The organism is Pseudomonas sp. P4_C1 (genome assembly GCF_056402155.1).
In genome coordinates this window covers 164798-189891 of record NZ_JBFUHY010000003.1, presented here as the reverse complement: position 1 = coordinate 189891, position 25094 = coordinate 164798, and the positions used below count along the sequence as shown (strand labels likewise).

At 58.6% G+C, this 25094-nt stretch carries 23 protein-coding genes and 1 pseudogene; 7 read left to right on the top strand and 17 right to left on the bottom strand.

What is annotated here, in order from left to right; genetic code table 11:
- Positions 1-81 precede the first annotated feature (81 nt).
- From ruvB to AC1DU9_RS03320, 7 genes are all read right to left on the bottom strand, one after another.
- Entirely contained in the window at positions 82-1143 is a 1062-nt protein-coding gene (gene ruvB / locus AC1DU9_RS03350; protein WP_223459487.1) for a Holliday junction branch migration DNA helicase RuvB, read from the bottom strand.
- Positions 1144-1752, bottom strand: a complete 609-nt coding sequence (ruvA, locus tag AC1DU9_RS03345) for a Holliday junction branch migration protein RuvA (protein WP_056852661.1) — start codon at positions 1750-1752, stop codon at positions 1144-1146.
- A gap of 114 nt (positions 1753-1866) precedes the next feature.
- Positions 1867-2391 carry a crossover junction endodeoxyribonuclease RuvC gene (ruvC, locus tag AC1DU9_RS03340; protein WP_008015799.1) on the bottom strand — a complete coding sequence of 175 codons (525 nt, stop codon included), beginning with the start codon at positions 2389-2391 and terminating at the stop codon, positions 1867-1869.
- 158 nt (positions 2392-2549) lie between these two features.
- On the bottom strand, positions 2550-3296 hold the full coding sequence (locus AC1DU9_RS03335) for a YebC/PmpR family DNA-binding transcriptional regulator (RefSeq protein WP_223459489.1): 747 nt from the start codon (positions 3294-3296) through the stop codon (positions 2550-2552).
- Between the two features lie 128 nt (positions 3297-3424).
- Positions 3425-5200, bottom strand: a complete 1776-nt coding sequence (gene aspS, locus AC1DU9_RS03330; protein WP_108215097.1) for an aspartate--tRNA ligase — start codon at positions 5198-5200, stop codon at positions 3425-3427.
- Positions 5201-5319: 119 nt separating this feature from the next.
- Complete coding sequence (locus AC1DU9_RS03325; RefSeq protein ID WP_032829812.1) at positions 5320-5541, bottom strand: FmdB family zinc ribbon protein; 222 nt, start codon at positions 5539-5541, stop codon at positions 5320-5322.
- Positions 5542-5678: 137 nt separating this feature from the next.
- Positions 5679-6014, bottom strand: a complete 336-nt coding sequence (locus tag AC1DU9_RS03320) for a ribbon-helix-helix domain-containing protein (protein ID WP_477809730.1) — start codon at positions 6012-6014, stop codon at positions 5679-5681.
- Positions 6015-6608: 594 nt separating this feature from the next.
- Between AC1DU9_RS03320 and AC1DU9_RS03315 the strand changes: the two genes are divergently transcribed.
- Positions 6609-7211, top strand: coding sequence for a cold-shock protein (locus AC1DU9_RS03315; RefSeq protein ID WP_317851116.1), 603 nt, complete (start codon positions 6609-6611; stop codon positions 7209-7211).
- A gap of 64 nt (positions 7212-7275) precedes the next feature.
- On the opposite strand, the gene AC1DU9_RS03310 is transcribed toward AC1DU9_RS03315, so the two are convergent.
- From AC1DU9_RS03310 to AC1DU9_RS03300, 3 genes are all read right to left on the bottom strand, one after another.
- Positions 7276-7482, bottom strand: coding sequence for a SlyX family protein (locus AC1DU9_RS03310; protein ID WP_008052459.1), 207 nt, complete (start codon positions 7480-7482; stop codon positions 7276-7278).
- A gap of 3 nt (positions 7483-7485) precedes the next feature.
- Complete coding sequence (locus tag AC1DU9_RS03305; RefSeq protein WP_223459530.1) at positions 7486-7911, bottom strand: HIT domain-containing protein; 426 nt, start codon at positions 7909-7911, stop codon at positions 7486-7488.
- 492 nt (positions 7912-8403) lie between these two features.
- Positions 8404-8745 carry a hypothetical protein gene (locus tag AC1DU9_RS03300; protein WP_223459493.1) on the bottom strand — a complete coding sequence of 114 codons (342 nt, stop codon included), beginning with the start codon at positions 8743-8745 and terminating at the stop codon, positions 8404-8406.
- A 75-nt stretch (positions 8746-8820) separates the two neighbouring features.
- Here AC1DU9_RS03300 and AC1DU9_RS03295 point away from each other — a divergent pair, with 75 nt between their 5' ends.
- On the top strand, positions 8821-10149 hold the full coding sequence (locus AC1DU9_RS03295) for an OprD family porin (protein WP_223459495.1): 1329 nt from the start codon (positions 8821-8823) through the stop codon (positions 10147-10149).
- 140 nt (positions 10150-10289) lie between these two features.
- On the opposite strand, the gene AC1DU9_RS03290 is transcribed toward AC1DU9_RS03295, so the two are convergent.
- A complete protein-coding gene (locus tag AC1DU9_RS03290) occupies positions 10290-11132 on the bottom strand; it encodes a mechanosensitive ion channel family protein (protein WP_223459497.1) in 843 nt (280 codons plus the stop codon).
- Positions 11133-11268: 136 nt separating this feature from the next.
- Positions 11269-11754 carry a YajQ family cyclic di-GMP-binding protein gene (locus AC1DU9_RS03285; protein WP_007977344.1) on the bottom strand — a complete coding sequence of 162 codons (486 nt, stop codon included), beginning with the start codon at positions 11752-11754 and terminating at the stop codon, positions 11269-11271.
- Positions 11755-11889: 135 nt separating this feature from the next.
- On the opposite strand from AC1DU9_RS03285, the gene AC1DU9_RS03280 reads away from it, so the two are divergent.
- The 3 genes from AC1DU9_RS03280 to AC1DU9_RS03270 are packed head-to-tail and all read left to right on the top strand — an operon-like array spanning position 11890 to position 15473.
- Positions 11890-12807, top strand: a complete 918-nt coding sequence (locus AC1DU9_RS03280; protein ID WP_223459499.1) for a putative 2-dehydropantoate 2-reductase — start codon at positions 11890-11892, stop codon at positions 12805-12807.
- A 45-nt stretch (positions 12808-12852) separates the two neighbouring features.
- The gene (locus AC1DU9_RS03275; RefSeq protein ID WP_223459501.1) at positions 12853-14889 is read left to right on the top strand and encodes an ATP-binding protein; all 2037 of its coding nucleotides are present in this window, start codon (positions 12853-12855) and stop codon (positions 14887-14889) included.
- A 2-nt stretch (positions 14890-14891) separates the two neighbouring features.
- Positions 14892-15473: a cob(I)yrinic acid a,c-diamide adenosyltransferase gene (locus AC1DU9_RS03270; RefSeq protein ID WP_223459503.1), complete on the top strand. Its 582-nt coding sequence runs from the start codon at positions 14892-14894 to the stop codon at positions 15471-15473.
- 117 nt (positions 15474-15590) lie between these two features.
- On the opposite strand, the gene AC1DU9_RS03265 is transcribed toward AC1DU9_RS03270, so the two are convergent.
- The 4 genes from AC1DU9_RS03265 to secA all read right to left on the bottom strand — a co-directional run bounded on the left by AC1DU9_RS03265 (position 15591) and on the right by secA (position 21411).
- A complete protein-coding gene (locus tag AC1DU9_RS03265) occupies positions 15591-16535 on the bottom strand; it encodes a Nudix family hydrolase (protein ID WP_223459505.1) in 945 nt (314 codons plus the stop codon).
- Entirely contained in the window at positions 16532-17164 is a 633-nt protein-coding gene (locus AC1DU9_RS03260; RefSeq protein WP_477809729.1) for a glutathione S-transferase family protein, read from the bottom strand. Before AC1DU9_RS03260 ends, AC1DU9_RS03265 begins: the two co-directional genes overlap by 4 nt.
- A 173-nt stretch (positions 17165-17337) precedes the next feature.
- A complete protein-coding gene (gene argJ / locus AC1DU9_RS03255) occupies positions 17338-18555 on the bottom strand; it encodes a bifunctional glutamate N-acetyltransferase/amino-acid acetyltransferase ArgJ (protein WP_223459509.1) in 1218 nt (405 codons plus the stop codon).
- Between the two features lie 120 nt (positions 18556-18675).
- Positions 18676-21411, bottom strand: coding sequence for a preprotein translocase subunit SecA (gene secA, locus AC1DU9_RS03250; RefSeq protein WP_223459511.1), 2736 nt, complete (start codon positions 21409-21411; stop codon positions 18676-18678).
- 307 nt (positions 21412-21718) lie between these two features.
- Here secA and AC1DU9_RS03245 point away from each other — a divergent pair, with 307 nt between their 5' ends.
- Positions 21719-22174 (top strand): DUF721 domain-containing protein, encoded by a 456-nt coding sequence (locus tag AC1DU9_RS03245; RefSeq protein WP_223459513.1) that lies wholly within the window; start codon positions 21719-21721, stop codon positions 22172-22174.
- A gap of 121 nt (positions 22175-22295) precedes the next feature.
- Here AC1DU9_RS03245 and AC1DU9_RS03240 read toward each other — a convergent pair whose 3' ends face one another.
- Positions 22296-23783, bottom strand: coding sequence for a helicase HerA-like domain-containing protein (locus tag AC1DU9_RS03240; RefSeq protein WP_223459515.1), 1488 nt, complete (start codon positions 23781-23783; stop codon positions 22296-22298).
- Between the two features lie 188 nt (positions 23784-23971).
- Here AC1DU9_RS03240 and AC1DU9_RS03235 point away from each other — a divergent pair.
- Positions 23972-25003 (top strand): annotated as a pseudogene (locus tag AC1DU9_RS03235) (HAMP domain-containing protein); the annotation flags it as partial.
- Positions 25004-25094: the final 91 nt, after the last annotated feature.

Here is a 25094-nt window from a genome sequence, read left to right as displayed (position 1 = left end):
TTTTCATTGTTCTGTGGCTTTCACGTGAAAGTACGGTCCTGGGACCCTACATTGCCCGAAAAAATCAGCACGCAATGTTAATTAATCGTCAGCAGCGTCGAGAAACTCGTCTGCCACGGGCATTTCGCCCAATCGTGACGGAATGTTTAAACCGAAATGCAGGTAGGCATGCCGCGTCACCACCCGCCCCCGAGGCGTGCGCATGATGTAACCCTGCTGGATCAGGTAAGGCTCCAGCACGTCTTCAATGGTGTGACGCTCTTCGCTGATGGCGGCGGCCAGGCTGTCGACCCCGACTGGCCCACCGTCGAACTTCTCGATCATGGTCAACAACAGACGCCGGTCCTGGTGATCGAAACCACGTTCGTCGACGTCCAGCAGATTCAGCGCCAGGTCGGCAATCGGCTTGGTGATATGCCCCTTGGCGCGAACTTCGGCGAAATCGCGCACCCGGCGCAGCAGCCTGTTGGCGATCCGCGGGGTGCCACGGGCACGGCGGGCGATTTCGAAGGCGCCTTCCGGGTCCAGCGGCAAACCGAGGATGCTCGCCGAACGACTGACAATCGTCGACAGGTCGGCGGTATTGTAGAACTCAAGACGCTGGACGATACCGAAACGGTCACGCAACGGATTGGTGAGCATCCCCGCCCGCGTTGTTGCGCCCACCAGGGTGAACGGCGGCAGATCCAGCTTGATCGAACGCGCGGCCGGGCCCTCACCAATCATGATGTCGAGCTGGAAATCCTCCATGGCCGGGTACAGCACTTCTTCAACGATGGGCGACAGGCGATGGATTTCGTCGATAAACAGCACATCGTGAGGCTCAAGGTTGGTCAACAGCGCCGCCAGGTCACCGGGGCGCTCCAGCACCGGCCCCGAGGTGCTCTTGATCGATACGCCCATTTCCTGGGCGATGATGTTGGCAAGGGTGGTCTTGCCCAAGCCCGGCGGCCCGAAGATCAGCGTGTGATCCAGGGATTCGTTACGACCGCGAGCGGCTTGAATGAACAACTCCATCTGCTCGCGAACGGTCGGCTGGCCAATGTATTCGGCCAGGCTGACTGGGCGAATCGCCCGGTCCTGGACTTCTTCGCGCTCACGCGGACTGTGCGCGGCAGCGATCAGACGATCAGCTTCAATCACTTAGATCATTCCCTTCAAGGCGCGGCGGATCATGTCTTCGCTGCTCAAACCTTTCTCTTTGATTGCAGAAATCGCCTTGCTGGCTTCCTGCGGCTTGTAGCCCAGGGAAATCAGCGCGCTGACCGCGTCGTTTTCAGCAGTGTTCACCGGGGCCGGCCCATCCGGCTGGTTCGGCACCAGGGCGAACATGGCCGGTACGGTTTCCCAGGCCTTGAAGCGATCCTTGAGCTCCACCAGCAAGCGTTCGGCGGTTTTCTTGCCGACACCCGGGACCTTGGTCAGCGCCGACGTGTCCTGGGACTGTACGCAACGAACCAGTTCGTCGACTTCCAGGCTCGACATCAAGGCCAGCGCCAGTTTCGGCCCGACACCATTGAGGCGGATCAACTCGCGAAAAAAGTCGCGCTCACGCTTGCCGACAAAACCATAGAGCAACTGTGCGTCTTCGCGCACGACCAAATGGGTGTGCAAGGTCAGCGGCTCACCGACCGACGGTAAGCGGTAAAGGGTCGTCATGGGCACTTCGAGTTCATAGCCCAGGCCATTTACATCCAGAATCAGATGCGGAGGCTGCTTCTCAGCCAGGGTGCCGCGCAAACGTCCAATCACGTTACAAATCCTTGAGCGTTGGCCAGCTCTGGGCCAGCGACTGATAGAGCGAGGGAATGCCGCCGACAACCCAGGCGAAACGCCCCCACTCCATAAAAATGATTGCTGATGCTATCAGAGACGCAGGCGCCCGCCACGACTGCGTGCAGCTCCCAGGCCATGGGGCAGCAGGCTGGAACGGGTATGAGCATGGCAGATGGCAATGGCCAGGGCGTCCGAGGCATCGATCTGCGGCTTGCTGGTGAGCTTGAGCATGTGCATGACCATCATTTGCACCTGCTCCTTGTTGGCCGCACCGGTGCCCACGACCGCCTGCTTGACCTGGGTTGCGGTGTATTCGGCAATTTCCAGGCTTTCCTCGGCACCTGCCACGATCGCGGCGCCACGGGCCTGCCCCAGTTTCAGGGCGGAATCGGCGTTACGGGCCATGAACACCTTTTCGATCCCCATGGTCACCGGATGGTAAGTCTGAATGATCTCCCGCACCCCGCGATAGACAATCTGCAGTCGCTCATGCAGCTCGCCGGCGCCGGTGCGGATACAACCGGAGGCGACGTACTCACAGCCACGGCCGGTATCACGAACCACACCGTAACCGGTGATGCGCGAACCGGGGTCGATACCAAGAATTAAAGTCATAACGCCTGCGGAGTCAGTAAAGGCACGAATTTCAATACAGCAAATAACCACTGTGGGAGCTGGCTTGCCAGCGATGACGGAGTGTCAGGCACCATCATTGTTCAATGTGCCGACGCCATCGCTGGCAAGCCAGCTCCCACAGTGGATCTTAGTTGCCCTTAACCGAGCTGTGCGGCCACCGACTCCGGAATCTCCGCGTTGGAATAGACGTTTTGCACGTCGTCCAGATCTTCGAGCATATCGATCAGCTTGAGGACTTTCTCGGCGCCTTCCAGATCGAGTTCGGCGCTGGTGGTCGGCAACATGACGATTTCCGCGTCATCACCTTTGAAACCCGCCGCTTCCAGTGCGTTACGCACGGAATAGAACCCGGCAAACGAGGTGAAAACGTCGATAGAACCGTCTTCGTTGGTCACCACGTCATCAGCGTCGGCTTCCATGGCCGCTTCCATCAGTGCATCTTCGTCAACGCCGGCCGTGAAGGAGATCTGCCCCTTGCGTTCGAACAGATAGGCTACCGAACCATCAGTCCCGAGGTTGCCACCGCACTTGCTGAACGCGTGACGAACGGCGGCTGCGGTGCGATTACGGTTGTCGGTCATGCATTCGACCATCACCGCCACGCCGCCCGGACCGTAACCTTCGTAGGTCAACTCGACCACGTCGTCCGTGTCGGCAGCGCCGGTACCGCGGGCGACAGCACGATCGATGATGTCGCGACTCATGTTGGCACCCAGGGCCTTGTCCAGAGCCAGGCGCAGACGCGGGTTGGAGCCAGGATCACCACCACCCTGACGGGCAGCGACGGTCAGCTCACGAATCCACTTGGTGAAGATCTTGCCCCTCTTGGCATCCTGACGTTCTTTGCGGTGCTTGATATTCGCCCACTTGGAATGACCTGCCATAACTTGCTCCGAATTCTCTTTGAAACATTGCCCGCTGCGCTGCATCGCGCCGGCCGACAAACAATAGTCTTGAACAGCTCTAACTATAAAGAAAGGGCGCATCCGCAGATGCGCCCTTCAGGTCAACCTTACTCGGCCTTAGGCGTTTCACGCAGACGAATGTGCAGCTCGCGCAATGCCTTGGCATCCACCTGGCCCGGCGCCTGGGTCATGACATCCGCCGCGCTCTGGGTTTTCGGGAAGGCGATCACTTCACGGATCGACTGGGCGCCGGTCATCAGCATCACCAGACGGTCCAGACCGAAGGCCAGGCCACCGTGCGGCGGCGCGCCGTATTTCAGGGCGTCGAGCAGGAAGCCGAATTTCTCTTCCTGTTCCGCTTCGTTGATGCCCAGCAGACGGAACACCGACTGTTGCATTTCTTTACGGTGGATACGGATCGAACCGCCACCCAGTTCGGTACCGTTCAACACCATGTCGTAGGCACGGGACAGAGCGCCAGCCGGGTTGGCTTCCAGCTCTTGCGGGGTGCACTTCGGTGCGGTGAACGGGTGGTGCAAGGCGGTGAAGCTGCCGTCATCGTTTTCTTCGAACATCGGGAAGTCGACGACCCACATTGGCGCCCACTTGCAGGTCAGCAGGTCCAGGTCGTGGCCGAGCTTGATTCGCAGCGCACCCAGGGCTTCGCTGACGATCTTCGCCTTGTCGGCGCCGAAGAACACGATATCGCCGTCGACCGCACCGACGCGATCGAGGATCACGTTGAGGTTGGCCTCAGGGATGTTTTTCACGATCGGCGATTGCAGGCCTTCAACACCGGCAGCGCGCTCGTTGACCTTGATGTACGCCAGGCCCTTGGCACCGTAGATGCCGACGAATTTGGTGTAATCGTCGATCTGCTTACGCGGCATGCTCGCCCCGCCAGGTACGCGCAAGGCGGCGATGCGGCATTTCGGGTCGTTGGCCGGGCCGCTGAACACCTTGAAGTCGACTTCCTTGAGCTGATCGGCCACGTCCACCAGTTCCAGAGGGTTACGCAGGTCTGGCTTGTCGGAACCGTAGCGGCGCATGGCTTCTTCGAAGGTCATGTGCGGGAAATCGCCGAATTCCAGATCCAGCACTTCCTTGAACAGGTTGCGGATCATTTGCTCGGTCAGACCCATGATCTCTTTTTCATCGAGGAAGCTGGTCTCGATGTCGATCTGGGTGAATTCCGGCTGACGGTCGGCCCGCAGGTCTTCGTCACGGAAGCACTTGGCGATCTGGTAGTAGCGGTCGAAGCCGGCCACCATCAGCAGTTGCTTGAACAGCTGCGGCGATTGCGGCAGGGCGAAGAACGAACCGGCATGAGTACGGCTCGGCACTAGGTAGTCGCGCGCGCCTTCCGGGGTGGCACGGGTCAGGATCGGCGTCTCGACGTCGAGGAAGCCGTTCTCGTCCAGGAAGCGGCGGATGCTGGTGGTCATGCGCGAACGCAGACGCAGCTTCTCGGCCATTTCCGGGCGACGCAGGTCGAGGAAGCGATAGCGCAGGCGGGTTTCTTCGCCGACGTCGGAGAACTCGTTCAACGGGAACGGCGGGGTTTCCGATTCGTTCAGCACTTCCAGCTCGTAACCCAAGACTTCGATCATGCCCGACGCCATGTTGGCGTTGGTCGCACCGGCCGGACGCAGGCGAACCTTGCCGGTGATCTTGACGACGTACTCGCTGCGCACGCGATCGGCTGCGGCGAAGGTTTCAGCGCGGTCCGGATCGAACACGACCTGGGCCAGACCATCACGATCACGGATATCGAGGAAAATCACCCCACCGTGGTCACGGCGACGATGGACCCATCCGCAAAGGGTAATTTCCTGGCCGTCCAGGCTTTCGTTCAGTTGGCCGCAATAATGGCTGCGCATCATGGTCGTGGTTTCACTTCTCGTAATTCGAAATTCGGTGGAGATCCTACAGCAGCCCCGCCTTTAAAAAAGTCGCCGGGTGATGCAAGAGCACGCGTGTCGTTCAACTCAGGTTCCAGACCTTAGTCAGCTTTGTCGCCGCCGGCCAGGTTCTTCTTGGAACCGGTCTTGAAATCGGTTTCGTACCAACCCGTGCCGCTGAGGCGGAAGCCAGGCATGGACAGTAACTTTTTAAGCTCCGGCGCCTGACAGGCAGGGCAGTCGACCAGCGGTGCATCGCTGATCTTTTGAATGGCTTCCAACTGATGACCACAGGAAGCACATTGATAATCGTACATCGGCATGGAGGTTGTCTCGGCGATCAGATTGCTACCGCATACGCAGGGTTTTGCGGCAAAGAGCGGGATTATATCCATTAAATGCGGCCTGTGCAGCCGTAAGACTGCACAGACCGACACTCTGCTGCTTTCGCCGCCCTGGGCTAGGCCGTGACGGTGAAACCCCCTTCCTTGAGACTGTGCACAACACAGACAACCCGCACCAATCCACTGAAGTTCTTTACCCCACCGTGACGCAAGTGAACTTCGCGATCCACGTGAGATAACAGACTACTGACCGTGCAACCATTGGCCCGGGCCATCTCTCCCAAAATATCCCAATAAACCTGTTCAAGCCGCAAACAGGTGGCGAAGCCATTCAATCGCACCGAGCGGGACAAGGGCTGGGCCAGCCCCATATCGAACTCACGAACAAACGGATCGACCCTTACATCCCTGTGCGAACCGTATCGCCCCTCTTCTTGCCGTTCATAAACCATAACGCTGACACTCCTTTGCCATCCTGGTTTCGTTAAAAGCAACTGTCTGTCGACATATAAAAACGCAGGCGCAGAGGCATAGCCAGACGAATTCCTGACCTTCGACGTAGGACAAGCCAACAACTCTTGGCAGATACTGGAGAACGTCCTACTCCGGACAATTTCCCACGCAGCGAAGTGACGCCCCCTTCAGAAGCACAGGATTGAATGGCGTAGGAAAGAAGAGCGCGAACACTAAGAAACACCCACTGAAAGATTTAGCCAATCGGTCGATGCGGCCGATTGAATCCCCCCCCAAAGGTGATGAGCTTCATCCAGCAGGCGCCCAACCGCTCTAGCAAGCCTGCCGCCGTATCGCAGCCTCTAACTTCGACCAATCTGCGGCAAATCGCCTCAAACGAGCCGCCGGACGCCCTGATTTGAGTAGCCTGCGGCTTTGCTGTTAAATAGACGGCGTGTCGCCAGTGTCTATTTTTTCCGGGCACGGCGCATAGGCTGATACCGGGTACGTGTCCAACGCCTCTTTATTATCTTGAAGCGAACCGTGCGCCATCAGCTCTTCCTTGTGAACTGTCTTAACGTGAGTTAATCAAAATGTTGAAAATCGTCCATCTGTTGATAGGCGCAGCGGCCTTGCTGCTGTCCTTCATCCCTAGCCTGCAATCCGAAGCCTTACCTTACCTGCAACAATCCGACGCACTGTACCTGGCCTTTTTCGGCCTGCTCAACCTTACACTTGCGCCTGTCATCCCTTACTGGAACAAAGGCCCGCGCCACCAACTGCAAAACCTGGTCAGCGCCTTGCTGGTTCTGAGCGTGGTCCTGCAAACCCTGACGCTGATCGCACCGATGCCCGTTATCGCCGGTCAACCCGCCGTACTGTTCAGCCTGGTCGCAGCCCTGATCGCTGTTGCCCTGCACTTGGGCATCTGCTTCTACAAATCGTCACCGGCCGCCGCCTCGCCAAGCTACGACATGAGCAACCGCGATACCGGCACCGTCAAGTGGTTCAACACATCCAAAGGCTTCGGCTTCATCTCCCGCGACTCCGGTGACGATATCTTCGTCCACTTCCGGGCCATTCGCGGTGAAGGCCACCGTGTCCTGGTCGAAGGCCAGCGCGTGGAGTTCTCCGTCATGAATCGTGACAAGGGCCTGCAAGCCGAAGATGTGATCGCCGCACTGCCGCGCCGCTGACTCAAGGCTAAAAAAAACCGCGCACAGCCGAGCTGTCCGCGGTTTTTTTATGCCTGCGCGTTGATTAATAGTGCGGCGGCGGCGCTTCCTCTTCGAACGACTCGAACTGGCCGACCATTTCCTCCTGCCGCTTGAGCAGCGCAGCCATTTGCAGCTGTAGACGCTCGACCACCCGCTGCTGCGCCACCAGCACATCATTCAATGCCTGGATGGTGTCATCCTGAAAGGCCAGGCGGCTTTCAAGCTCGGTAACGCGTTCTTCCAGGCTCATGGTTCAGCCCTCCAGAAACGTAAAATCATCGGTCAAAATCAGGCGCAAACGTTCGCGAATAGCGGCGATCTGCTCCGGGTTGTAGGGTTTTGCCGGATGCTTACCCCAAACCGGCGCTGGCCAGGCGGCATCTTCGCGCTTGCGCACAATCACATGCATATGCAACTGACTTACAACGTTGCCCAGCGCCGCAACATTCAATTTGTCCGCGTCGAACGAGTCCTTGAGCACTTGCGAAAGCACAGTTGTTTCCTGCCAAAGCTGTTGCTGATCTGCGACATCCAACTGAAATATCTCGCTGATAGCCTCGCGACGAGGTACCAGGATGAACCAGGGATAGTTCGAATCGTTGGACAGCAGCAACCGGCAGAGCGGAAAGTCCCCGATCGGTAACGTATCTTGTTGAAGTCGTGGATCTAAAGCGAACACTGTGCGCACTCCCGCCGGATCATCATTTTTCAGCTTAGCGCTCATCCTGACGGGACGGCGCGCCAAACGACCGGACGGCAGCATACCTGCGAACGGCGCATGCTTCACGACGAACCTTGCACAGAGGTCACGAGCGCCTGCGAAAAGCTGACACCCGCCCCCGAATGAGACATTTTTCGCCGCCGCGCACCACTACAGAACCGATCAGCCGGCAAAAAACGCCGAAATGACTGATTCGCAACGAAGAGTTCACGCCAGACAAGCGGTCAACAGGAATGAATTCAGCACAAGGCTAAAAATTTTTTGCACCAAAACCGCACAGTAGGTCTACGCTGAGTGCTTCGACATCCGCCATTTACTCACTGGTGGGGTGAACCGGTAACATTTTTGTTTGTAAGGCAGTCGACCAGAAGGGTGCAACATGATGCCAGGCAAGGCGTCAAGCCCAAACCAAACGCGCTTGCCCCCCGGTTTTATGAGGTTTTTACAGCGTCAGACAGTCAAATTTAAAAAAACTGCAAAAAAATCAATTTTGTGCACGCTTGTTGCATTCATACCCAACATCACCTGATGTGACACCCGCTGGAAGTGGGGGTTTTCAGGCAAAAAATACAGTGGCAAGGTAGCCCGATGGAGATTCAAACGTTTCACCAGGACTCTTTTTACCGGCGCCAAGGCTCGGAAAACAGCATTAAAGTTGTCAGCCCGGTTGCGCTGGAGCTGGAAATTTGCGACATCTAGCACGCTATTTGCGACAGGGTCGTAAAGAAGGCGAAAGGTTAGATACGCAAGTATCGCCAACATTGTCGGCGTGATATAAGTTTGCGCCGACACAAAAAGAAAGAGCCGCCCAGATAATAAATCAGGTGGGACGGCAGTACTCTTCTAAAACCAAAGGAGCAAATCACGATGCGCGTGATGAAGTGGAGCATGATCGCACTGGCAGTTGCAGCAGCAGCCAGTACTCAGTTGGCAGTAGCCGCACCTTTCGTAAGCGACCAGGCCGAAGCCAAAGGTTTCGTTGAAGACAGCAAACTCGACTTGCTGGTTCGCAACTACTACTACAACCGTAACAAGAAAAACGGCCAAGTCGATGACAAAGACTGGACCCAGGGCATCCAGGGCATGTACAGCTCGGGCTACACCCAAGGTCTGATCGGTGTTGGCGTTGAAGCCTGGGGCCAACTGGCCATTAAGCTGGACGGTTCCGACAAATATGCAGGTTCCGGCAACATGTCCGTGGACTCTGACGGCGAAGTCAACAACAGCCAGGGCAAAGCCGGCGCTGCCGCCAAGTTCCGCATCTCCAAGACCGAGCTGAAAATCGGCGACATGCAGCCAAGCACTTCTCCGGTGTTCGCTGTAGGCGGTTCCCGTATCCTTCACCAAACTGCCAGCGGTATCCAACTGCAGAGCAGCGAAGTTACTGACCTCGACCTCGAAGCCGGTCACTTCTACTCGGCAACCAGCCAGGACCGCAACGCTCGTGACGGCGAACTGTTCGCTACTTACGCTGGCGTGACAGCCAACTCCATCGACTACTTCGGTGGCAAGTACGGCATTACCCCGGACCTGAGCGTATCGCTTTACGGTGCCAAGCTCGAAGACGTCTGGAACCAGTACTACGCCAACGCGAACTACACCCTCGCACTGGGCGGCGACAACTCGATCAACTTCGACGGTAACATCTACAACACCAAGGATACCGGTAACGCTAAAGCAGGCGACATCAGCAACACCGCCTACTCCCTGGCTGCTGCTTACTCGTTCCTGAAAGCGCACACACTGACCCTGGCCTTCCAGAAGGTCAACGGCGACACCCCGTTCGACTACATCGGTGTGGGTGACAACAACCGTGGTGGCGACTCGATTTTCCTCGCCAACTCCATTCAGTACTCTGACTTCAACGCCCCTGGCGAGAAGTCGGTACAAGCCCGTTACGACCTGAAAATGGCCGAGTACGGCGTACCTGGCCTGAGCTTCATGGTCCGTTACGTGAATGGTTGGAACATCGACGGTACCAACACTCCATCGAACAGCACCTACACCGGTCTGTACGGTGCAGACGGCAAACACCACGAAACCAACGTGGAAGCCAAGTACGTCATTCAATCCGGCCCAGCCAAGGATCTGTCGTTCCGCATCCGTCAAGCATGGCACACCGCCAATGCTGACGAAGGCGAAGGCGATATCTCTGAGTTCCGCCTGATCACCGACTACCCACTCAACATTCTGTAATCGCAGAAAGTTAGTTTGCGGTAATCAAAAAAAGGCCCATCTTCGGATGGGCCTTTTTCGTTGTCTGCTGTACAACATTTAACCAAACAGACTCTGCAGTACATGCCTGACCAAGAAGTCAGGCACTAACCGCACACCCCTTACTGCGCAGCAGATTCCTGAACCACGCGAATAACCCGCTGCGGAAATGGAATATCGATGCCGGCCTCTCTCAGACGATCACGGGACAGTTCGTTGAACATGAACATCACATCCCAATAATCCGCCGTCTTCACCCAGACACGCAGGGAAACAGTGATAGAACTGTCACCCAATGTCGATATGACTGCCTGAGGTGCCGGGTCAATCAATACACGCGGATCCTTGGCCAGTTCCAGCAACACTTCTCGGGCTTTCTGCAAGTCCGCTTCGTAATCAACGCCTACATCAAACACGACCTTACGGGTCGGCTGACGATTGGTGTTGGTGATAATGCCGTTCGACAGATTGCCGTTAGGCACGATGATGGTTTTGTTGTCGCCAGTACGCAGCACAGTGTGGAAAATCTGAATGCTGTCGACGGTACCAGCAACACCCTGTGCTTCAATCCAGTCACCGATGCGAAATGGACGGAACAACAGAATCAGCACGCCACCTGCGAAGTTCGCCAGGCTGCCCTGCAACGCCAGACCAATGGCCAGACCCGCCGCACCAATTGCCGCAACGAACGACGTGGTTTCCACCCCGATCATCGAGGCCACGCTGACGATCAGCAAGATCTTGAGGATGATGTTCGCCAGGCTGCTGATAAAGCCTTGCAGCGCCAGGTCGGCATTACGCAATGCAATCAGGCCGCCGAGCTTTTTCGTGACCTTGTTGATCAGCCACCAGCCAATGGCCAGGGTAATGACCGCCAGCAGTACACGGCTGCCGTATTCCATGATCATCGGGATCCAGGTTTGGGATACCTTGACCAGATTGTCTACCTCGGCATTTAAGTCCATCTACTCTCTCCTGTTTTCCGGCTACCCGGCATGCGTAAAAAAGCGGCAGAAAGATCGAACCGCGACGGGCTCAACCGTTTCTGCCGTTGCTTGGGCCTCCGACGTTGCAAACGCCAGGAGGTTCCCGCGTTCAAGATCAGTCGCGGAAGTTGTTGAACTGCAGCGGCATACCGAATTCCTTGGCCCGCAGCACTGCAATGGCTTCCTGCAGGTCATCACGCTTTTTGCCGGTAATACGAACCTGCTCGCCCTGAATGGCCGCCTGGACCTTGAGCTTGGCGTCTTTGACATGGGCGACGATTTTCTTCGCCAGTTCCTTGTCGATACCTTCCTTGAGGACGGCTTCCTGCTTCATCAGCTTGCCCGACGCGAACGCGTCCTTGACTTCAAGGCACTGCACGTCGATTTTGCGCTTGACCAGCGCCAGCTTGAGGATCTCAATCATCGCTTCGAGCTGAAAATCCGCTTCCGCGGTCAGGTTGACGGTCAGGTCTTTTTCCTTGAACTCGAAGCTGCCTTTGCCTTTCAGGTCATAACGACGATCGAGTTCCTTGACGGCGTTCTCGACCGCGTTGGTGACTTCGTGTTTGTCCAGTTCGGATACCACGTCGAACGACGGCATGTAATCTCTCCAAATTTAAAGGCGCACTGATGGAGCACGCCTGGCTTGCGGTTAAAATCCGCGCTGATTATAACGGGTCTTTCCCATCATTCACTGTGAGCTGCCGATGCACGCCTTAAACAGAGCAAAAAGCTGATGTCTACCACCTGGCATGTTCTGGGCGCCGGCAGCCTCGGCACTTTATGGGCGACACGTCTGGCGCGGGCTGGAGTGCCGGTCAGGCTGGTCCTGCGGGACGCCGCGAGGCTGCAGGCCTATGAGGCGGCCGGTGGATTGACACTGGTGGAACACGGCGAGGCGCGACACTATGCCGTGCCCGCCGAGACAGCCGGCAGCACCCAACCGATCAACCGCCTGCTGGTGGCGTGCAAGGCCTACGATACCGAAAGCGCGGTGGCCCGACTGGCGCCACGCCTGGCCCCGGGTGCCGAACTGATCCTGCTGCAAAATGGCCTGGGCAGTCAGGATGCAGTGGCGGCACAGGTACCTCAGGCACGCTGCATCTATGCGTCGAGCACCGAAGGCGCCTTCCGCGATGGCGATTGGCGCGTGGTGTTTGCCGGGCATGGTTTCACCTGGCTGGGGGATGCAAGCCATCCGGTTGCGCCGATCTGGCTCGATGACCTGAGCACTGCCGGCATCCCCCACGAGTGGAGCACCGAAATCCTGACCAGGTTGTGGCGCAAACTCGCCCTTAACTGTGCGATCAATCCGCTGACGGTGCTGCACGATTGCCGCAACGGCGGTTTGCAGCAACATCACTGCGAAGTCGCTACTCTGTGCGGCGAACTGGTGGAGTTGCTAGAGCGTTGTGGTCAGCCGGCAGCGGCCGAAAACCTGCAGCAGGAAGTCGAACGGGTGATTCACGCCACCGCAGCCAACTACTCCTCGATGCATCAGGACGTCACAAGCCAGCGCCGCACAGAAATCAGCTACCTGCTGGGCTACGCCTGCAAAGTGGCCGGGCGTCATCAATTGAACCTGCCTCATCTCAATCAGCTTGAGTCAAGGTTGATCGCTCGCCTGCAAAGCCTTGGATTGCCCAGCGACTGAGCAGCGGCTACGCTGGCCACTTGTTCCTTTTCAGCGATGAACCCGATGCCATTGCGCCAGCGTCTTGAAAACCTGCCTGTCGGCCAGAAACTGCTGGCCGCCCTGCTAGTCCTGTTGACCACCGTCCTGCTGGTCGCCAACCTGACCTTTATCAGCGCCGCGTACTACATTTCCCAGGAAAGCATGGCGCCTCAGGCCCTGCAGACCATCGGCCGGCTGGTATCCAACCCGAGCCTGACCTCCGAAGCCCTCGATTCGCCGCAAAGCGCTGAGCGCCTGCTAAACGAACTCAATAGCTATTCGCCGTTGCGCGCGGCAGTCCTGTATGACGGAAAAGGCGAGCAATTGGCGCAATTGCAGCATGGCGACAAACTGGAGTTGCCGAAACGGTTCCGGCATATCGAAGACTGGCAGGTTACCGAGTTCCGTAGCAACCAGGTCATTACCCTGCCCCGCCCCGGAGCTGCACCGGGGCATTTGCTGTTGGTCGCCAGCAGTGAACTGCCAGTGGCGTTCTATACCGGGACCCTGACGGCCAGTCTGGGGATTCTGATTTTCAGTGTGCTGCTCTGGCTGGTCATCGCCCGTCAAATCAAGCGCCTGATTACCCGGCCGATCCACCAACTCGAAGAGCTGTCCCGGCAGGTAACCCGTGAAGAAAACTACTCACTGCGTGCTTCACGAGGAAACCACGATGAAATCGGCAGCCTCGCCGAGGCGTTCAACACCATGCTTTCGCGAATCGAGGCCCGGGAGCAGCAACTCAAGCGGGCCCGGGACGACTCCCAGGCAGCCTACGACCAGGCCCAGGGGCTGGCGGAAGAAACCCGGCACACCAACCGCAAACTGGAGCTTGAAGTCCAGGTGCGCAGCAAGATCGAGAAAAAGCTTACCGGCTTCCAGAACTACCTCAACAGCATCATCGACTCCATGCCGTCGGCGCTGATCGCCCTCGACGAACAGCTCTACGTGACGCAGTGGAACCAGGAAGCCAGCGCACTTTCCGGCACGCGCCTCGACGAAGCCCTGAACCAGCCCATCTTCCTCGCCTTCGAACCGCTCAAGCCGTTCTTGCCACAACTCAAGCAAACGGTCGAGCAGCATACGGTGGCCAAAATCGAACGTGTCACCTGGCTCAAGGATGACGAGCCCCGCCACTATGCCCTGACCTTTTATCCATTGATGGGCGGCGCCGGGCGTGGCGTGGTGATCCGGATCGACGACATCACTCAGCGCCTGTCCCTGGAAGAGATGATGGTGCAGTCGGAGAAAATGCTTTCTGTGGGTGGTCTTGCCGCCGGCATGGCCCACGAAATCAACAACCCGCTGGGTGCGATCCTGCACAACGTGCAAAACATTCGCCGACGCCTGTCCCCCGATCTGCCGAAGAACCTTGAAGTGGCCGAACAGGCCGGCATCGAACTGACGGCGGTCAATCAGTATCTGCAACTTCGCGATGTGCCGAAGTTGCTCGACGGCATCCAGCAGGCCGGTGCCCGGGCCGCCAAAATCGTCACCCACATGCTCAGCTTCAGCCGTCGCAGCACCCGCCAGATGGCTCCGTGCGATTTGCCCGCCCTGATCGACCAGGCGGTGGAGATCGCCAGTAACGACTTCGATCTGGCGATCGGCTTCGATTTCAAGGGCCAGGCCATCATTCGCCAGTTCGATCCGGCGCTGGGCCCGGTCCCCGGCACCGCCAACGAACTGGAGCAGGTACTGCTCAACCTGTTGAAAAACGCCGCGCAAGCCATTCACCAGCGTGAAGACGGCAGCGAGCCGGGACGGATCATTTTGCGCACCAGGCTGAATCCGCCGTGGGCGGAAATTCAGGTCGAAGACAATGGCATCGGCATGAGCGAGAGCGTACGCAAACGGACCTTCGAACCGTTCTTCACCACCAAGGAGATCGGCCAGGGCACCGGACTTGGGCTGTCGGTGTCGTACTTCATCATCACCAACAACCACAAGGGGCAGATGGAAGTGCAATCGACCCCGGGCCAAGGCACGTGCTTCACCTTGCGCCTGCCCCTGGCGAGCACGCCACCTGTCTCGCAACAACTCAATCTGCTATCGAGGTAACCATGGGCTTTCGTTTGTCGAAGATTTACACCCGCACTGGCGACAAAGGCGAGACCGGGCTGGGCGATGGCCGTCGCGTACCCAAGGATCACCCGCGGATCGAGGCCATTGGCGAAGTCGATACGCTGAACAGTCAGGTGGGCGTGTTGCTGGCCGGATTGGCGGCGCAAACGCACGCCATTGCAGGCTTTCAGGAAGTGATCGATGTTTTGGCGCCTTGCCAGCACCGCTTGTTCGACCTCGGTGGCGAACTGGCGATGCCGGTGTATCAGGCGTTGAATGCAGCGGAAATCGAACGCCTGGAAGCCGCGATCGATGTGTGGAATGAAGAGTTGGGACCACTGGAAAACTTCATTTTGCCCGGCGGTTCGGCGCTGATTGCCCAGGCCCATGTCTGCCGCAGCCTGGCGCGCAGCGCAGAGCGGCGGTGTCAGCAACTCAATGCGATTGAGCCGTTGGCCGGGGTTGGCCTGGCGTATATCAATCGGTTGTCGGATCTGTTGTTTGTTGCGGCGCGGCTGATTGCCAAGCGTCAGGGAATTGCCGAGATTCTTTGGCAGCCTGCGGCGAAACCTGAGGTTTAGCCGGTGCCTGTCAGGCCCTCATCGCGAGCAAGCTCGCTCCCACAAGTTTTGTGAGCGCCACAAATCCACTGTGGGAGCGAGCTTGCTCGCGATGAGGCCAGTAGGCTCGCTAAAGAATTAACTCTCAGGCCAAAACGCCCGAATCCCCGCGACACCTTGCGCACCAGCTTCCCAGGCTTGCTGAAGCTGCGCCGGGCCAACACCTCCGAGCAGGAACACCGGCTTGCTGAAGCCATCGATCAAGCTCGACGCCTGCTCCCAACCCAACGGCCCGGCGCCTGGGTGAGTCAGGGTAGGTTGAACCGGCGACAGGGTCACAAAGTCCACCCCCATCTGTTCGGCCAGCGCCAGCTCTTCAGCGTTATGGCACGAGGCCGCCAGCCAGCGCGACGCTGGGAGCGGTCGGCCAGCCGCTGCGTATTTGCGCAGCTGCGCCGAGGTAATGTGCCAACCCGCGGACGGGAAGTCGCCCAGCCATTCGAACGGCCCTTTGATCATCAACTGCGCCTTGCCGGCACACAGGCCCACCGCATCGACAGCCAGGTCGCGATATTTCGGATCGTAACCGTTCGGTGCACGCAACTGGATCAGCTTGATGCCGCCGGCAATGGCCTTCTGAATACCACGCAGCAACGCGGGGGTTTCCAGGTCTTGCGGCGTGATCAGGTACTGAGCGGGTAATTTCGCGGCCGCGACGATCGGCTGATTGGCCTCCGGGAACTCGTAATTCGACAAATCACGAGGTGTAACCCAGGCCAGCGGTTGTCCCTCGGCACCGTGGGGCTCGCCGGTAAACGCCGAAACCTCCCAGACATCCAGCAACACCTGTTTGTCCGGGTAATCGTGCCGAATCTTGATCAGCGGGCGCGCCGCGCCGACCACGATGCCCAGCTCTTCATGGAGTTCGCGGGCCAGTGCGGTTTCGACCGACTCGCCGGCCTCGACCTTGCCCCCGGGAAACTCCCACAGGCCGCCCTGGTGCTGTGCGTCGGCACGACGGGCGATGAGGATTTGGCCACTGCCATCGCGGATGACGGCGGCGGCGACATGGACTCGTTTCACTTTAGCAACTCCTCCAGTCCGGCCTTCTGCCAGGCCTTGAACGCCGGCCATTGGTAGAGGGTTTCGACGTAGGCCTCGTCTATGGCAGACAGTTTCACCTGATAGGTGCGCAGGCGCACGGCAATCGGTGCAAAGAACACGTCAGCCAGACTGATATGACCAAACAGGTACGGCCCGGTTTCTGTCGCGGCGGCACGGCACTCGGCCCACAGCGCCGACATGCGTTCGATGTCGACCTGAACCTCAGCCGGAACCGGCGACAAAGGGGCGTCATGGCTCAGGTCAAATGGCATATTGCCGCGCATGGCGAAGAACCCGCTGTGCATCTGCGCACACGCCGAACGCGCCTGAGCGCGGGCGGCGATGTCTTTCGGCCAGAGGCTTGCGGACGGGAACTGTTCTGCCAGGTATTCGGCAATCGCCAGGGAATCGGCGATGGTACCGTGTTCGGTTTTCAGCAGCGGGACCTTGCCAGTCGGCGAGTGCTTGAGCAGACGCTCGCGGGTGTCCGGCTGGTTCAGCTTGATCAGTTCTTCGGTGTAGGCCGCGCCGGTCAGGTCGAGAGCCAGGGCGCCGCGCAGGGACCAGGAAGAAAGCAGTTTGTCGCCGATGATCAGGTGCAGGCTCATGTTCGGGACCTTTTGATGGGGGGACAGGCCAGTCTAGCTAGCGACTGACAGACCGCCATCGCGAGCAAGCTCGCTCCCACAGTGGTGAAGGTGAAACACAAAGAGTGTGAGCACCAAAAATCCCTGTGGGAGCGAGCTTGCTCGCGATAGCAGCGACTCGATCTAACGAGAGATCAAGTACGGTACTCGGCGTTGATCTTCACATATTCGTGGGACAGGTCGGTGGTCCAGATGGTTTCGCTGCAATCACCACGACCCAACTCGATGCGGATGGTGATTTCTTCCTGCTGCATCACCGCCGCGCCCTGGGCTTCGGTGTAGGTCGCCGCGCGCGCGCCGCGGCTGGCAATGCACACTTCGCCAAGGAATACGTCGATCTTGCTCACATCCAGGTTCGGAACGCCGGCACGGCCGACAGCGGCCAGGATACGTCCCCAGTTCGGGTCGGACGCAAACAATGCAGTCTTGATCAGCGGCGAGTGAGCCACGGTGTAACCGACGTCCAGGCACTCCTGGTGATTGCCGCCGCCATTGACTTCAACAGTCACGAACTTGGTCGCGCCTTCGCCGTCACGCACGATGGCCTGGGCCACGTCCATGCACACTTCGAACACCGCCTGCTTCAACTTGGCGAACAACTCGCCTTCGGCGCGGGTGATTTCCGGCAACGCCGCCTGACCCGTGGCGATCAGCATGCAGCAGTCATTGGTCGACGTATCACCATCGATGGTGATGCGGTTGAACGATTTGTTGGCGCCATCCAGCATCAGGTTTTGCAACACGTCGCGGGAAACCTTGGCGTCAGTGGCGATGTAGCCGAGCATGGTCGCCATGTTCGGGCGAATCATGCCGGCGCCTTTGCTGATACCGGTAACGGTGACGGTCACACCGTCGTGCTGGAACTGACGGCTGGCACCTTTTGGCAGGGTGTCAGTCGTCATGATGCCGGTGGCGGCAGCTTCCCAGTTGTGGATCGACAGATCATCGAGGGCAGCTTGCAGCGCACCTTCGATTTTCTCCACTGGCAACGGCTCGCCGATCACACCGGTGGAGTACGGCAGCACCTGGCTGGCATCGACGCCGGTCAATTCGGCCAGTTTCGCGCAAGTGCGCTCGGCCGCGGCCAGGCCTGGTTCGCCGGTGCCGGCGTTGGCATTGCCTGTGTTGGTCAGCAGGTAGCGCACAGGACCTTGTACGCGTTGCTTGGCCAGGATCACCGGCGCGGCGCAAAAGGCGTTCAAGGTGAACACGCCGGCAACCGTGGAGCCTTCAACACAGCGCATGACCACAACATCCTTGCGCCCCGGGCGCTTGATGCCGGCCGAGGCGATACCGAGTTCAAAACCGGCAACCGGGTGCAACGTTGGCAAAGGACCAAGACCAACAGCCATGAATGCGCTCCTTTATAAATGATGTCAGCACCGTTTCAGCAGAACGGTGGTTCGAATGGTAAAACGCCGCGACGGCAGAAGCCGGTCGCGGCGCGGGTATTTCAGCGTTTGAAACGGGTTTTACTGAATCTGCCCGTGACAATGCTTGAACTTCTTGCCCGAACCGCAATAGCACAGCTCGTTACGACCCAGCTTCTGCTCGTTGCGAACCGGTGCAGCAGCGAGAGCAACATCGATCTCTTCGCCCAACACTTCCGGCTGCTCAAGGCCTGGAGCTTCTTCATGCAGGAACTGCATGCGAGCGGCCAATGCCTCGGCTTCCTGACGCAGGCGCTGCTCTTCTTCGATCGGGTCTTCGCGGCGAACCTGAACATGGGACAGCACACGGATCGAGTCGCGCTTGATCGAATCCAGCAATTCGGAGAACAGGGTGAACGACTCGCGCTTGTATTCCTGCTTCGGATTCTTCTGGGCATAACCACGCAAGTGGATACCGTGACGCAGGTGGTCCATGGTCGACAGGTGGTCTTTCCACAGGTCGTCCAGTACGCGCAGAACGATTTGTTTCTCGAAGGAGCGCAGCGCTTCGGCGCCCGCCTGGTCTTCTTTCTCGTTGTACGCCGCGACGAGCTCGTTCATGAGCTTCTCGCGCAGGGTTTCTTCGTACAGGTGATCGTCTTCGTCGAGCCATTGCTGGATCGGCAGCGTCACACCGAAATCGCTCTGCAACGCAGCTTCCAGACCGGCCACGTCCCACTGTTCAGGCAGCGATTGCGGAGGAATGTGTGCGCTGACGGTGGCGTTGAGCACGTCCTGACGGAAGTCAGCGATGGTCTCACCGATGTTGTCGGCGGCCAGCAACGTGTTACGCATGTGATAGATCACTTTACGCTGTTCGTTGTTGACGTCGTCGAACTCGAGCAGTTGTTTACGAATGTCGAAGTTACGACCTTCGACCTTGCGCTGGGCCTTTTCGATGGCGTTGGTCACCATACGGTGTTCGATCGCTTCGCCAGGCTGCATGCCCAGGGCCTTCATGAAGTTCTTCACCCGGTCAGAGGCGAAGATGCGCATCAGGCTGTCTTCCAGCGACAGGTAGAAACGGCTGGAACCGGCGTCGCCCTGACGACCGGCACGACCACGTAGCTGGTTGTCGATACGGCGCGATTCGTGACGCTCGGACGCAATCACCTGCAAACCGCCCGATTCGAGCACTTGCTGGTGACGCTTCTGCCAGTCGGCCTTGATCTGGGCAATCTGCTCAGGGGTCGGGTTTTCCAGGGAAGCCACTTCCACTTCCCAGTTACCGCCCAAGAGGATGTCGGTACCACGACCGGCCATGTTGGTGGCGATGGTCAGTGCGCCCGGGCGACCGGCCTGGGCAATGATCTCGGCTTCCTTTTCGTGGAACTTGGCGTTCAGAACCTTGTGTTCGATGCCTTCCTTCACGAGCAGGCTGGACATGTGCTCGGAGGTTTCGATGGTGGCAGTACCCACCAGCACCGGACGACCAGCGGCCATGCTTTCCTTGATATCGGCCACGATTGCCGCGTATTTCTCGTCGGCGGTCAGGAACACCAGGTCGTTGTAGTCTTTACGGGCCAGCGGCTTGTTCGGTGGAATCACCATGACCTGCAGGCCATAGATCTGGTGGAACTCGAACGCTTCGGTGTCGGCCGTACCGGTCATGCCGGACAGCTTGTTGTACAGACGGAAGTAGTTCTGGAAGGTGGTCGACGCCAATGTCTGGCTTTCGGCCTGGATGTTCAGGTTTTCCTTGGCTTCGATGGCCTGGTGCAGGCCTTCGGACAAGCGGCGACCCGGCATGGTGCGGCCGGTGTGCTCGTCGACCAGTACGACCTGACCGTCCTGCACGATGTATTCGACGTTGCGATGGAACAGCTTGTGCGCGCGCAGGCCGGCGTAAACGTGAGTCAGCAGGCTCAGGTTATGCGCCGAGTACAGGCTCTCGCCTTCAGCCAGCAGGCCGATGCGGGTCAGCGTTTCTTCGACGAACTGGTGACCGGCTTCGTTGAGTTCGACCTGGCGGGTCTTCTCGTCAACGGTGTAGTGGCCGGCCTTGGTGACTTCGCCTTCGACTTCTTCGATGTGCAACTCAAGCGTCGGGATCAGTTTGTTGACCTCGATGTATAGCTTGGAGCTGTCCTCGGCCTGACCGGAGATGATCAGCGGCGTACGGGCTTCGTCGATGAGGATGGAGTCGACTTCGTCGATCACGGCAAAATTGAGTTCGCGCTGGAATTTTTCTTCCATGCTGAACGCCATGTTGTCGCGCAGGTAATCGAAACCGAATTCGTTGTTGGTGCCGTAGGTGATGTCGGCGGCGTAGGCAGCGCGCTTCTCTTCCGGCGGCTGGAACGGCGTGACCACGCCGACTGTCATGCCGAGGAATTCATACAGCGGGCGCATCCAGTTGGCGTCACGGCGGGCCAGGTAGTCGTTCACCGTCACAACGTGCACGCCGTTGCCGGACAGCGCGTTGAGGTAAACGCCCAGTGTTGCCACCAGGGTCTTGCCTTCACCGGTACGCATTTCCGCGATCATGCCTTCATGCAAGGTCATGCCGCCGATCAGCTGGACATCGAAGTGGCGCATGCCCATGACACGCTTGCCGGCTTCGCGGGCGACCGCAAAGGCTTCTGGCAGCAGTTTGTCGAGGGACTCCCCTTTGGCGATACGGGCCTTGAACTCGCTGGTCTTGGCACGCAATTGATCGTCCGAAAGGGCCACCATTTGCTCTTCGAAGGCATTGACGAGTTGCACCGTCTTGAGCATGCGTTTGACTTCACGCTCGTTCTTGCTTCCAAAAAGTTTCTTTAACAAAGGCGCAAACATATCGGCAGGATCTTCCACACTAAAGGGATGGAGGGCGGCCCCGTGAGTCGCCCGTGCAGCCCTCATGGCCGCATGCGAACGAGCATTCTACCCGGAAACGATGGAGAGGAAAGTGGCGATATTCCACGATGCTGGCACAGCGCTTTGACGGGGCTCACTTAAAATAAGGGCATTTTGCTCAACTTCAAGCCGTTCAAGGCAGAAGTTAGTTGTTGATTTAATGGGCAAAGCACCCACAAAAGCAATGGGCGGGTGCATCCGGTGCTTTCTGCTACCATGGAGCCTCTGTTACTTCAGGTGTCTGATCATGGCATTTCGCCCACTTACGGCCAAAGTACCTGCCGTTCTACTACGCGAAGCCAAGCCGCTGAAAGCCATTCTCGGCCACGCTCAACGCCTGGGTCATCTGCAGCGTTTACTCGAAAGCCAATTGCAACCCGCCGCTCGCGAGCATTGCCACGTGGCCTCCTGGCGCGAAGGCAGTTTGTTGCTGATTGTCACCGACGGTCATTGGGCAACCCGCCTGCGCTACCAGCAGAAGCGCCTGCAACGGCAACTGCAACTGTTCGACGAGTTTGCCAATCTGACCCGGATCCTGTTCAAAGTTCAACCGCCGACCGTTCAGCAAGGTGCGGCCGGGCATACCATGGATTTGTCCAACGACGCGGCAGCGACCATCCAGGCCACGGCCGATGGCATCAGCGACCCGAATTTGCGGGCCGCGCTGGAGCGACTGGCGGCGCACGCCAAATCCAAATCCTGACTTGAGACCCGTGTGGGAGCGAGCCTGCTCGCGATGGCGGTGTAACAGTCGGCATATACGTTGAATGTCACAGCGCTTTCGCGAGCAGGCTCGCTCCTACATTTAACTGTGTTCGCTCAATCTAGCGGCGTTTGCTGCCGCCTAGCAACGAGCCCATCAACCCGCGCACCAACTGTCGCCCAAGCTGATTGGCCGCCTGGCGCATCGCCGACTTCAAGGCCTGGCCGGCGGCCGTACCGAGGAACTCCCCGGCCTGCTCGGTGAAACTTGGCTCCTCAGGTGCCGGCTTATCCGGAGCTGCTTCGTCTTGCGGCGCCAGGCCTTTGCGTCCCATCAGCACCTCATAGGCCGATTCACGGTCAATCGGCTTGTCATAACGCCCCTGCAATGGCGAACCGGCTATCAGCGCCGTGCGTTCGGCATCGGTCAACGGCCCGATCCGCGATTGCGGCGGCGCTACCAGCACCCGCTGGACCATTTCCGGCGTGCCTTTTTCCTGCAAGGTGCCGACCAGCGCCTCGCCGATCCCGAGCTCGGTCAACACCGACAACGTATCGAACGCCGGATTCGGCCGGAAACCTTCGGCCACCGCGCGCAGGGACTTCTGCTCCTTGGCGGTGAACGCACGCAGACCGTGCTGGATGCGCAAGCCCAACTGCGCCAGCACATCATCCGGCAGGTCACCCGGCGATTGGGTGACGAAATACACGCCCACGCCTTTCGAACGAATCAGCCTCACGACTTGCTCCAGACGATCACGCAACGCCTGGGGCGTACCATTGAACAACAAGTGGGCCTCGTCGAAGAACAGCGCCAGCAACGGTTTGTCGGCATCGCCACGCTCCGGCAGTTGCTCGAACAGCTCGGCCAGCAGCCACAGCAGGAACGTCGCATAGACCTTCGGCGCTTCATGCACCAGACGGCTGGCATCCAGCAAATGAATGCGCCCACGCCCGTCCGCAGTGGGCTGGAGGATGTCTTCGAGTTGCAGCGCCGGCTCACCAAACAAAGCTTCGGCGCCCTGTTGCTCCAGGGTCGCCAGACGCCGCAGCAATGCCTGACTGGAGCCGGTGGTCATCAATGCCGCATCGTCGCCCAGCAACTGAGGGTTGTCGCGCAGGTGATTGAGTAACGCCTTCAGGTCCTTGAGGTCGAGCAACAACAGCCCCTCGCGGTCCGCTACCTTGAACGCGGCGTACAGCGCCGACTGCTGACTGTCGGTCAGTTCCAGCAGGCTGCCCAGCAACAACGGCCCCATTTCACTCAAGGTTGTGCGCAAAGGATGACCGGACTGACCGTGTACGTCCCACAACGTCACCGGATAAGCCTGAGGCTTATGGTTGAGCCAGGGCATCCCGGCAATTCGCTCGGCGATCTTGCCCTGGGGGTTGCCGGCGGCACCGAGGCCACACAGGTCACCCTTGATGTCAGCGGCGAACACCGCCACGCCAGCATCGCTGAAGGCTTCGGCCAATCGTTGCAAAGTGACGGTCTTGCCGGTGCCGGTCGCGCCTGCGATCAAACCGTGGCGGTTCGCCAGACGCATGGCCTGGGCAATCGGCTGCCCGTTGAGATCGGCGCCGATAACGAGTTGCAATGAGTCAGGCATTTGGTCACCCATGATTAATCTTTGGTCCTACACGGCCGATAGAGATAACGACAAAGCAGTCAGACACGATCTGGTCGGAAATTTCCCTAAGGAGAGTCGGAAAATTCACTTGCTTTCAACCTTGCCCGTCGTGCGTCCCTTTATAAAAGCACGCACTGGACATTAAGACCTTAGCGGAACCCCAAGCCATGAACAAAAATCTGCGTTTCAGCCATAAAATCCTGCTTGCCGCCGCCCTCATTGTTATTGCCGCCTTCGCCTCATTCACGCTGTACAACGACTATCTGCAGCGCAACGCCATCCGCGAAAACCTCAATAACTATCTGCAGGAAATGGGCGCAGTGACCGCCAACAATATCCAGACCTGGTTGAACGGGCGCAGCCTACTGATTGAAAACCTGTCACAAACTGTCGCGCTCAACCCCGATGCCGACAACGTTTCCAGGCTGCTTGTACAAAAAGCCGTGACCTCGACCTTCATGGGCGCCTACCTCGGCAGCAAGGATGGCTCTTTCATCATTCGCCCGGACAGCAAGATGCCCGATGGCTATGACCCGCGAGCACGCCCTTGGTACAAGAGCGCGCAAGGCAGCAGCGGTTCGGCATTAACCGAGCCTTATATGGATCTGGCCTCCGGCCAACTGGTGATTTCGATTGTCGACAGCGTTATCAAGGACGGCCAGAACATCGGCGTGGTCGGTGGCGACCTGAGTTTGCAGGTGATCGCCGACAGCCTTGGCACGCTGGATTTCAATGGCATCGGTTATGCCTTCCTGGTCAGCTCCGACGGCAAAATCCTGGTACATCCCGACAAAGCGCTGGCGATGAAGATGCTCAAGGATGTCTACCCGCAAGACACACCGGCCATCAGCAGCACAATGAGCGAAATCCAGGTCGACGGCAAAACCCGCATCGTGACCTTCACCCCGATCAAAGGCTTGTCATCGGTCAACTGGTACATCGGCGTTTCGGTCGACAAGGAAAAAGCCTACTCGATGCTCAGCGAATTCCGCACCTCGGCTGTCGTTGCGACCATCATTGCCGTGGCCATCATCATCGCCCTGCTGGGCATGCTGATTCGCATCCTGATCCAGCCGTTGCACGTCATGACCCGTGCCATGGCCGACATCGCCGACGGTGAAGGCGACCTGACCAAACGCCTGACCATCCAGAACAACGACGAATTCGGCACCCTCGGCACCGCGTTCAACCGTTTCGTCGAGCGCATTCACGGCTCGATCCGCGAAGTGTCCTCAGCCACCGGGCAAGTCAATGAAGTGGCGTTGCGCGTGGTTGCGGCTTCCAACTCGT

Coding starts and splice junctions, on each gene's coding strand:
- ruvC (WP_008015799.1), bottom strand. CDS start 2,391: ATGACTTTAATTCTTGGTATCGACCCCGGTTCGCGCATCACCGGTTAC.
- AC1DU9_RS03335 (WP_223459489.1), bottom strand. CDS start 3,296: ATGGCAGGTCATTCCAAGTGGGCGAATATCAAGCACCGCAAAGAACGT.
- aspS (WP_108215097.1), bottom strand. CDS start 5,200: ATGATGCGCAGCCATTATTGCGGCCAACTGAACGAAAGCCTGGACGGC.
- AC1DU9_RS03325 (WP_032829812.1), bottom strand. CDS start 5,541: ATGCCGATGTACGATTATCAATGTGCTTCCTGTGGTCATCAGTTGGAA.
- AC1DU9_RS03320 (WP_477809730.1), bottom strand. CDS start 6,014: ATGGTTTATGAACGGCAAGAAGAGGGGCGATACGGTTCGCACAGGGAT.
- AC1DU9_RS03315 (WP_317851116.1), top strand. CDS start 6,609: ATGTTGAAAATCGTCCATCTGTTGATAGGCGCAGCGGCCTTGCTGCTG.
- AC1DU9_RS03310 (WP_008052459.1), bottom strand. CDS start 7,482: ATGAGCCTGGAAGAACGCGTTACCGAGCTTGAAAGCCGCCTGGCCTTT.
- AC1DU9_RS03295 (WP_223459495.1), top strand. CDS start 8,821: ATGCGCGTGATGAAGTGGAGCATGATCGCACTGGCAGTTGCAGCAGCA.
- AC1DU9_RS03290 (WP_223459497.1), bottom strand. CDS start 11,132: ATGGACTTAAATGCCGAGGTAGACAATCTGGTCAAGGTATCCCAAACC.
- AC1DU9_RS03285 (WP_007977344.1), bottom strand. CDS start 11,754: ATGCCGTCGTTCGACGTGGTATCCGAACTGGACAAACACGAAGTCACC.
- AC1DU9_RS03280 (WP_223459499.1), top strand. CDS start 11,890: ATGTCTACCACCTGGCATGTTCTGGGCGCCGGCAGCCTCGGCACTTTA.
- AC1DU9_RS03275 (WP_223459501.1), top strand. CDS start 12,853: ATGCCATTGCGCCAGCGTCTTGAAAACCTGCCTGTCGGCCAGAAACTG.
- AC1DU9_RS03270 (WP_223459503.1), top strand. CDS start 14,892: ATGGGCTTTCGTTTGTCGAAGATTTACACCCGCACTGGCGACAAAGGC.
- AC1DU9_RS03260 (WP_477809729.1), bottom strand. CDS start 17,164: ATGAGCCTGCACCTGATCATCGGCGACAAACTGCTTTCTTCCTGGTCC.
- argJ (WP_223459509.1), bottom strand. CDS start 18,555: ATGGCTGTTGGTCTTGGTCCTTTGCCAACGTTGCACCCGGTTGCCGGT.
- secA (WP_223459511.1), bottom strand. CDS start 21,411: ATGTTTGCGCCTTTGTTAAAGAAACTTTTTGGAAGCAAGAACGAGCGT.
- AC1DU9_RS03245 (WP_223459513.1), top strand. CDS start 21,719: ATGGCATTTCGCCCACTTACGGCCAAAGTACCTGCCGTTCTACTACGC.
- AC1DU9_RS03240 (WP_223459515.1), bottom strand. CDS start 23,783: ATGCCTGACTCATTGCAACTCGTTATCGGCGCCGATCTCAACGGGCAG.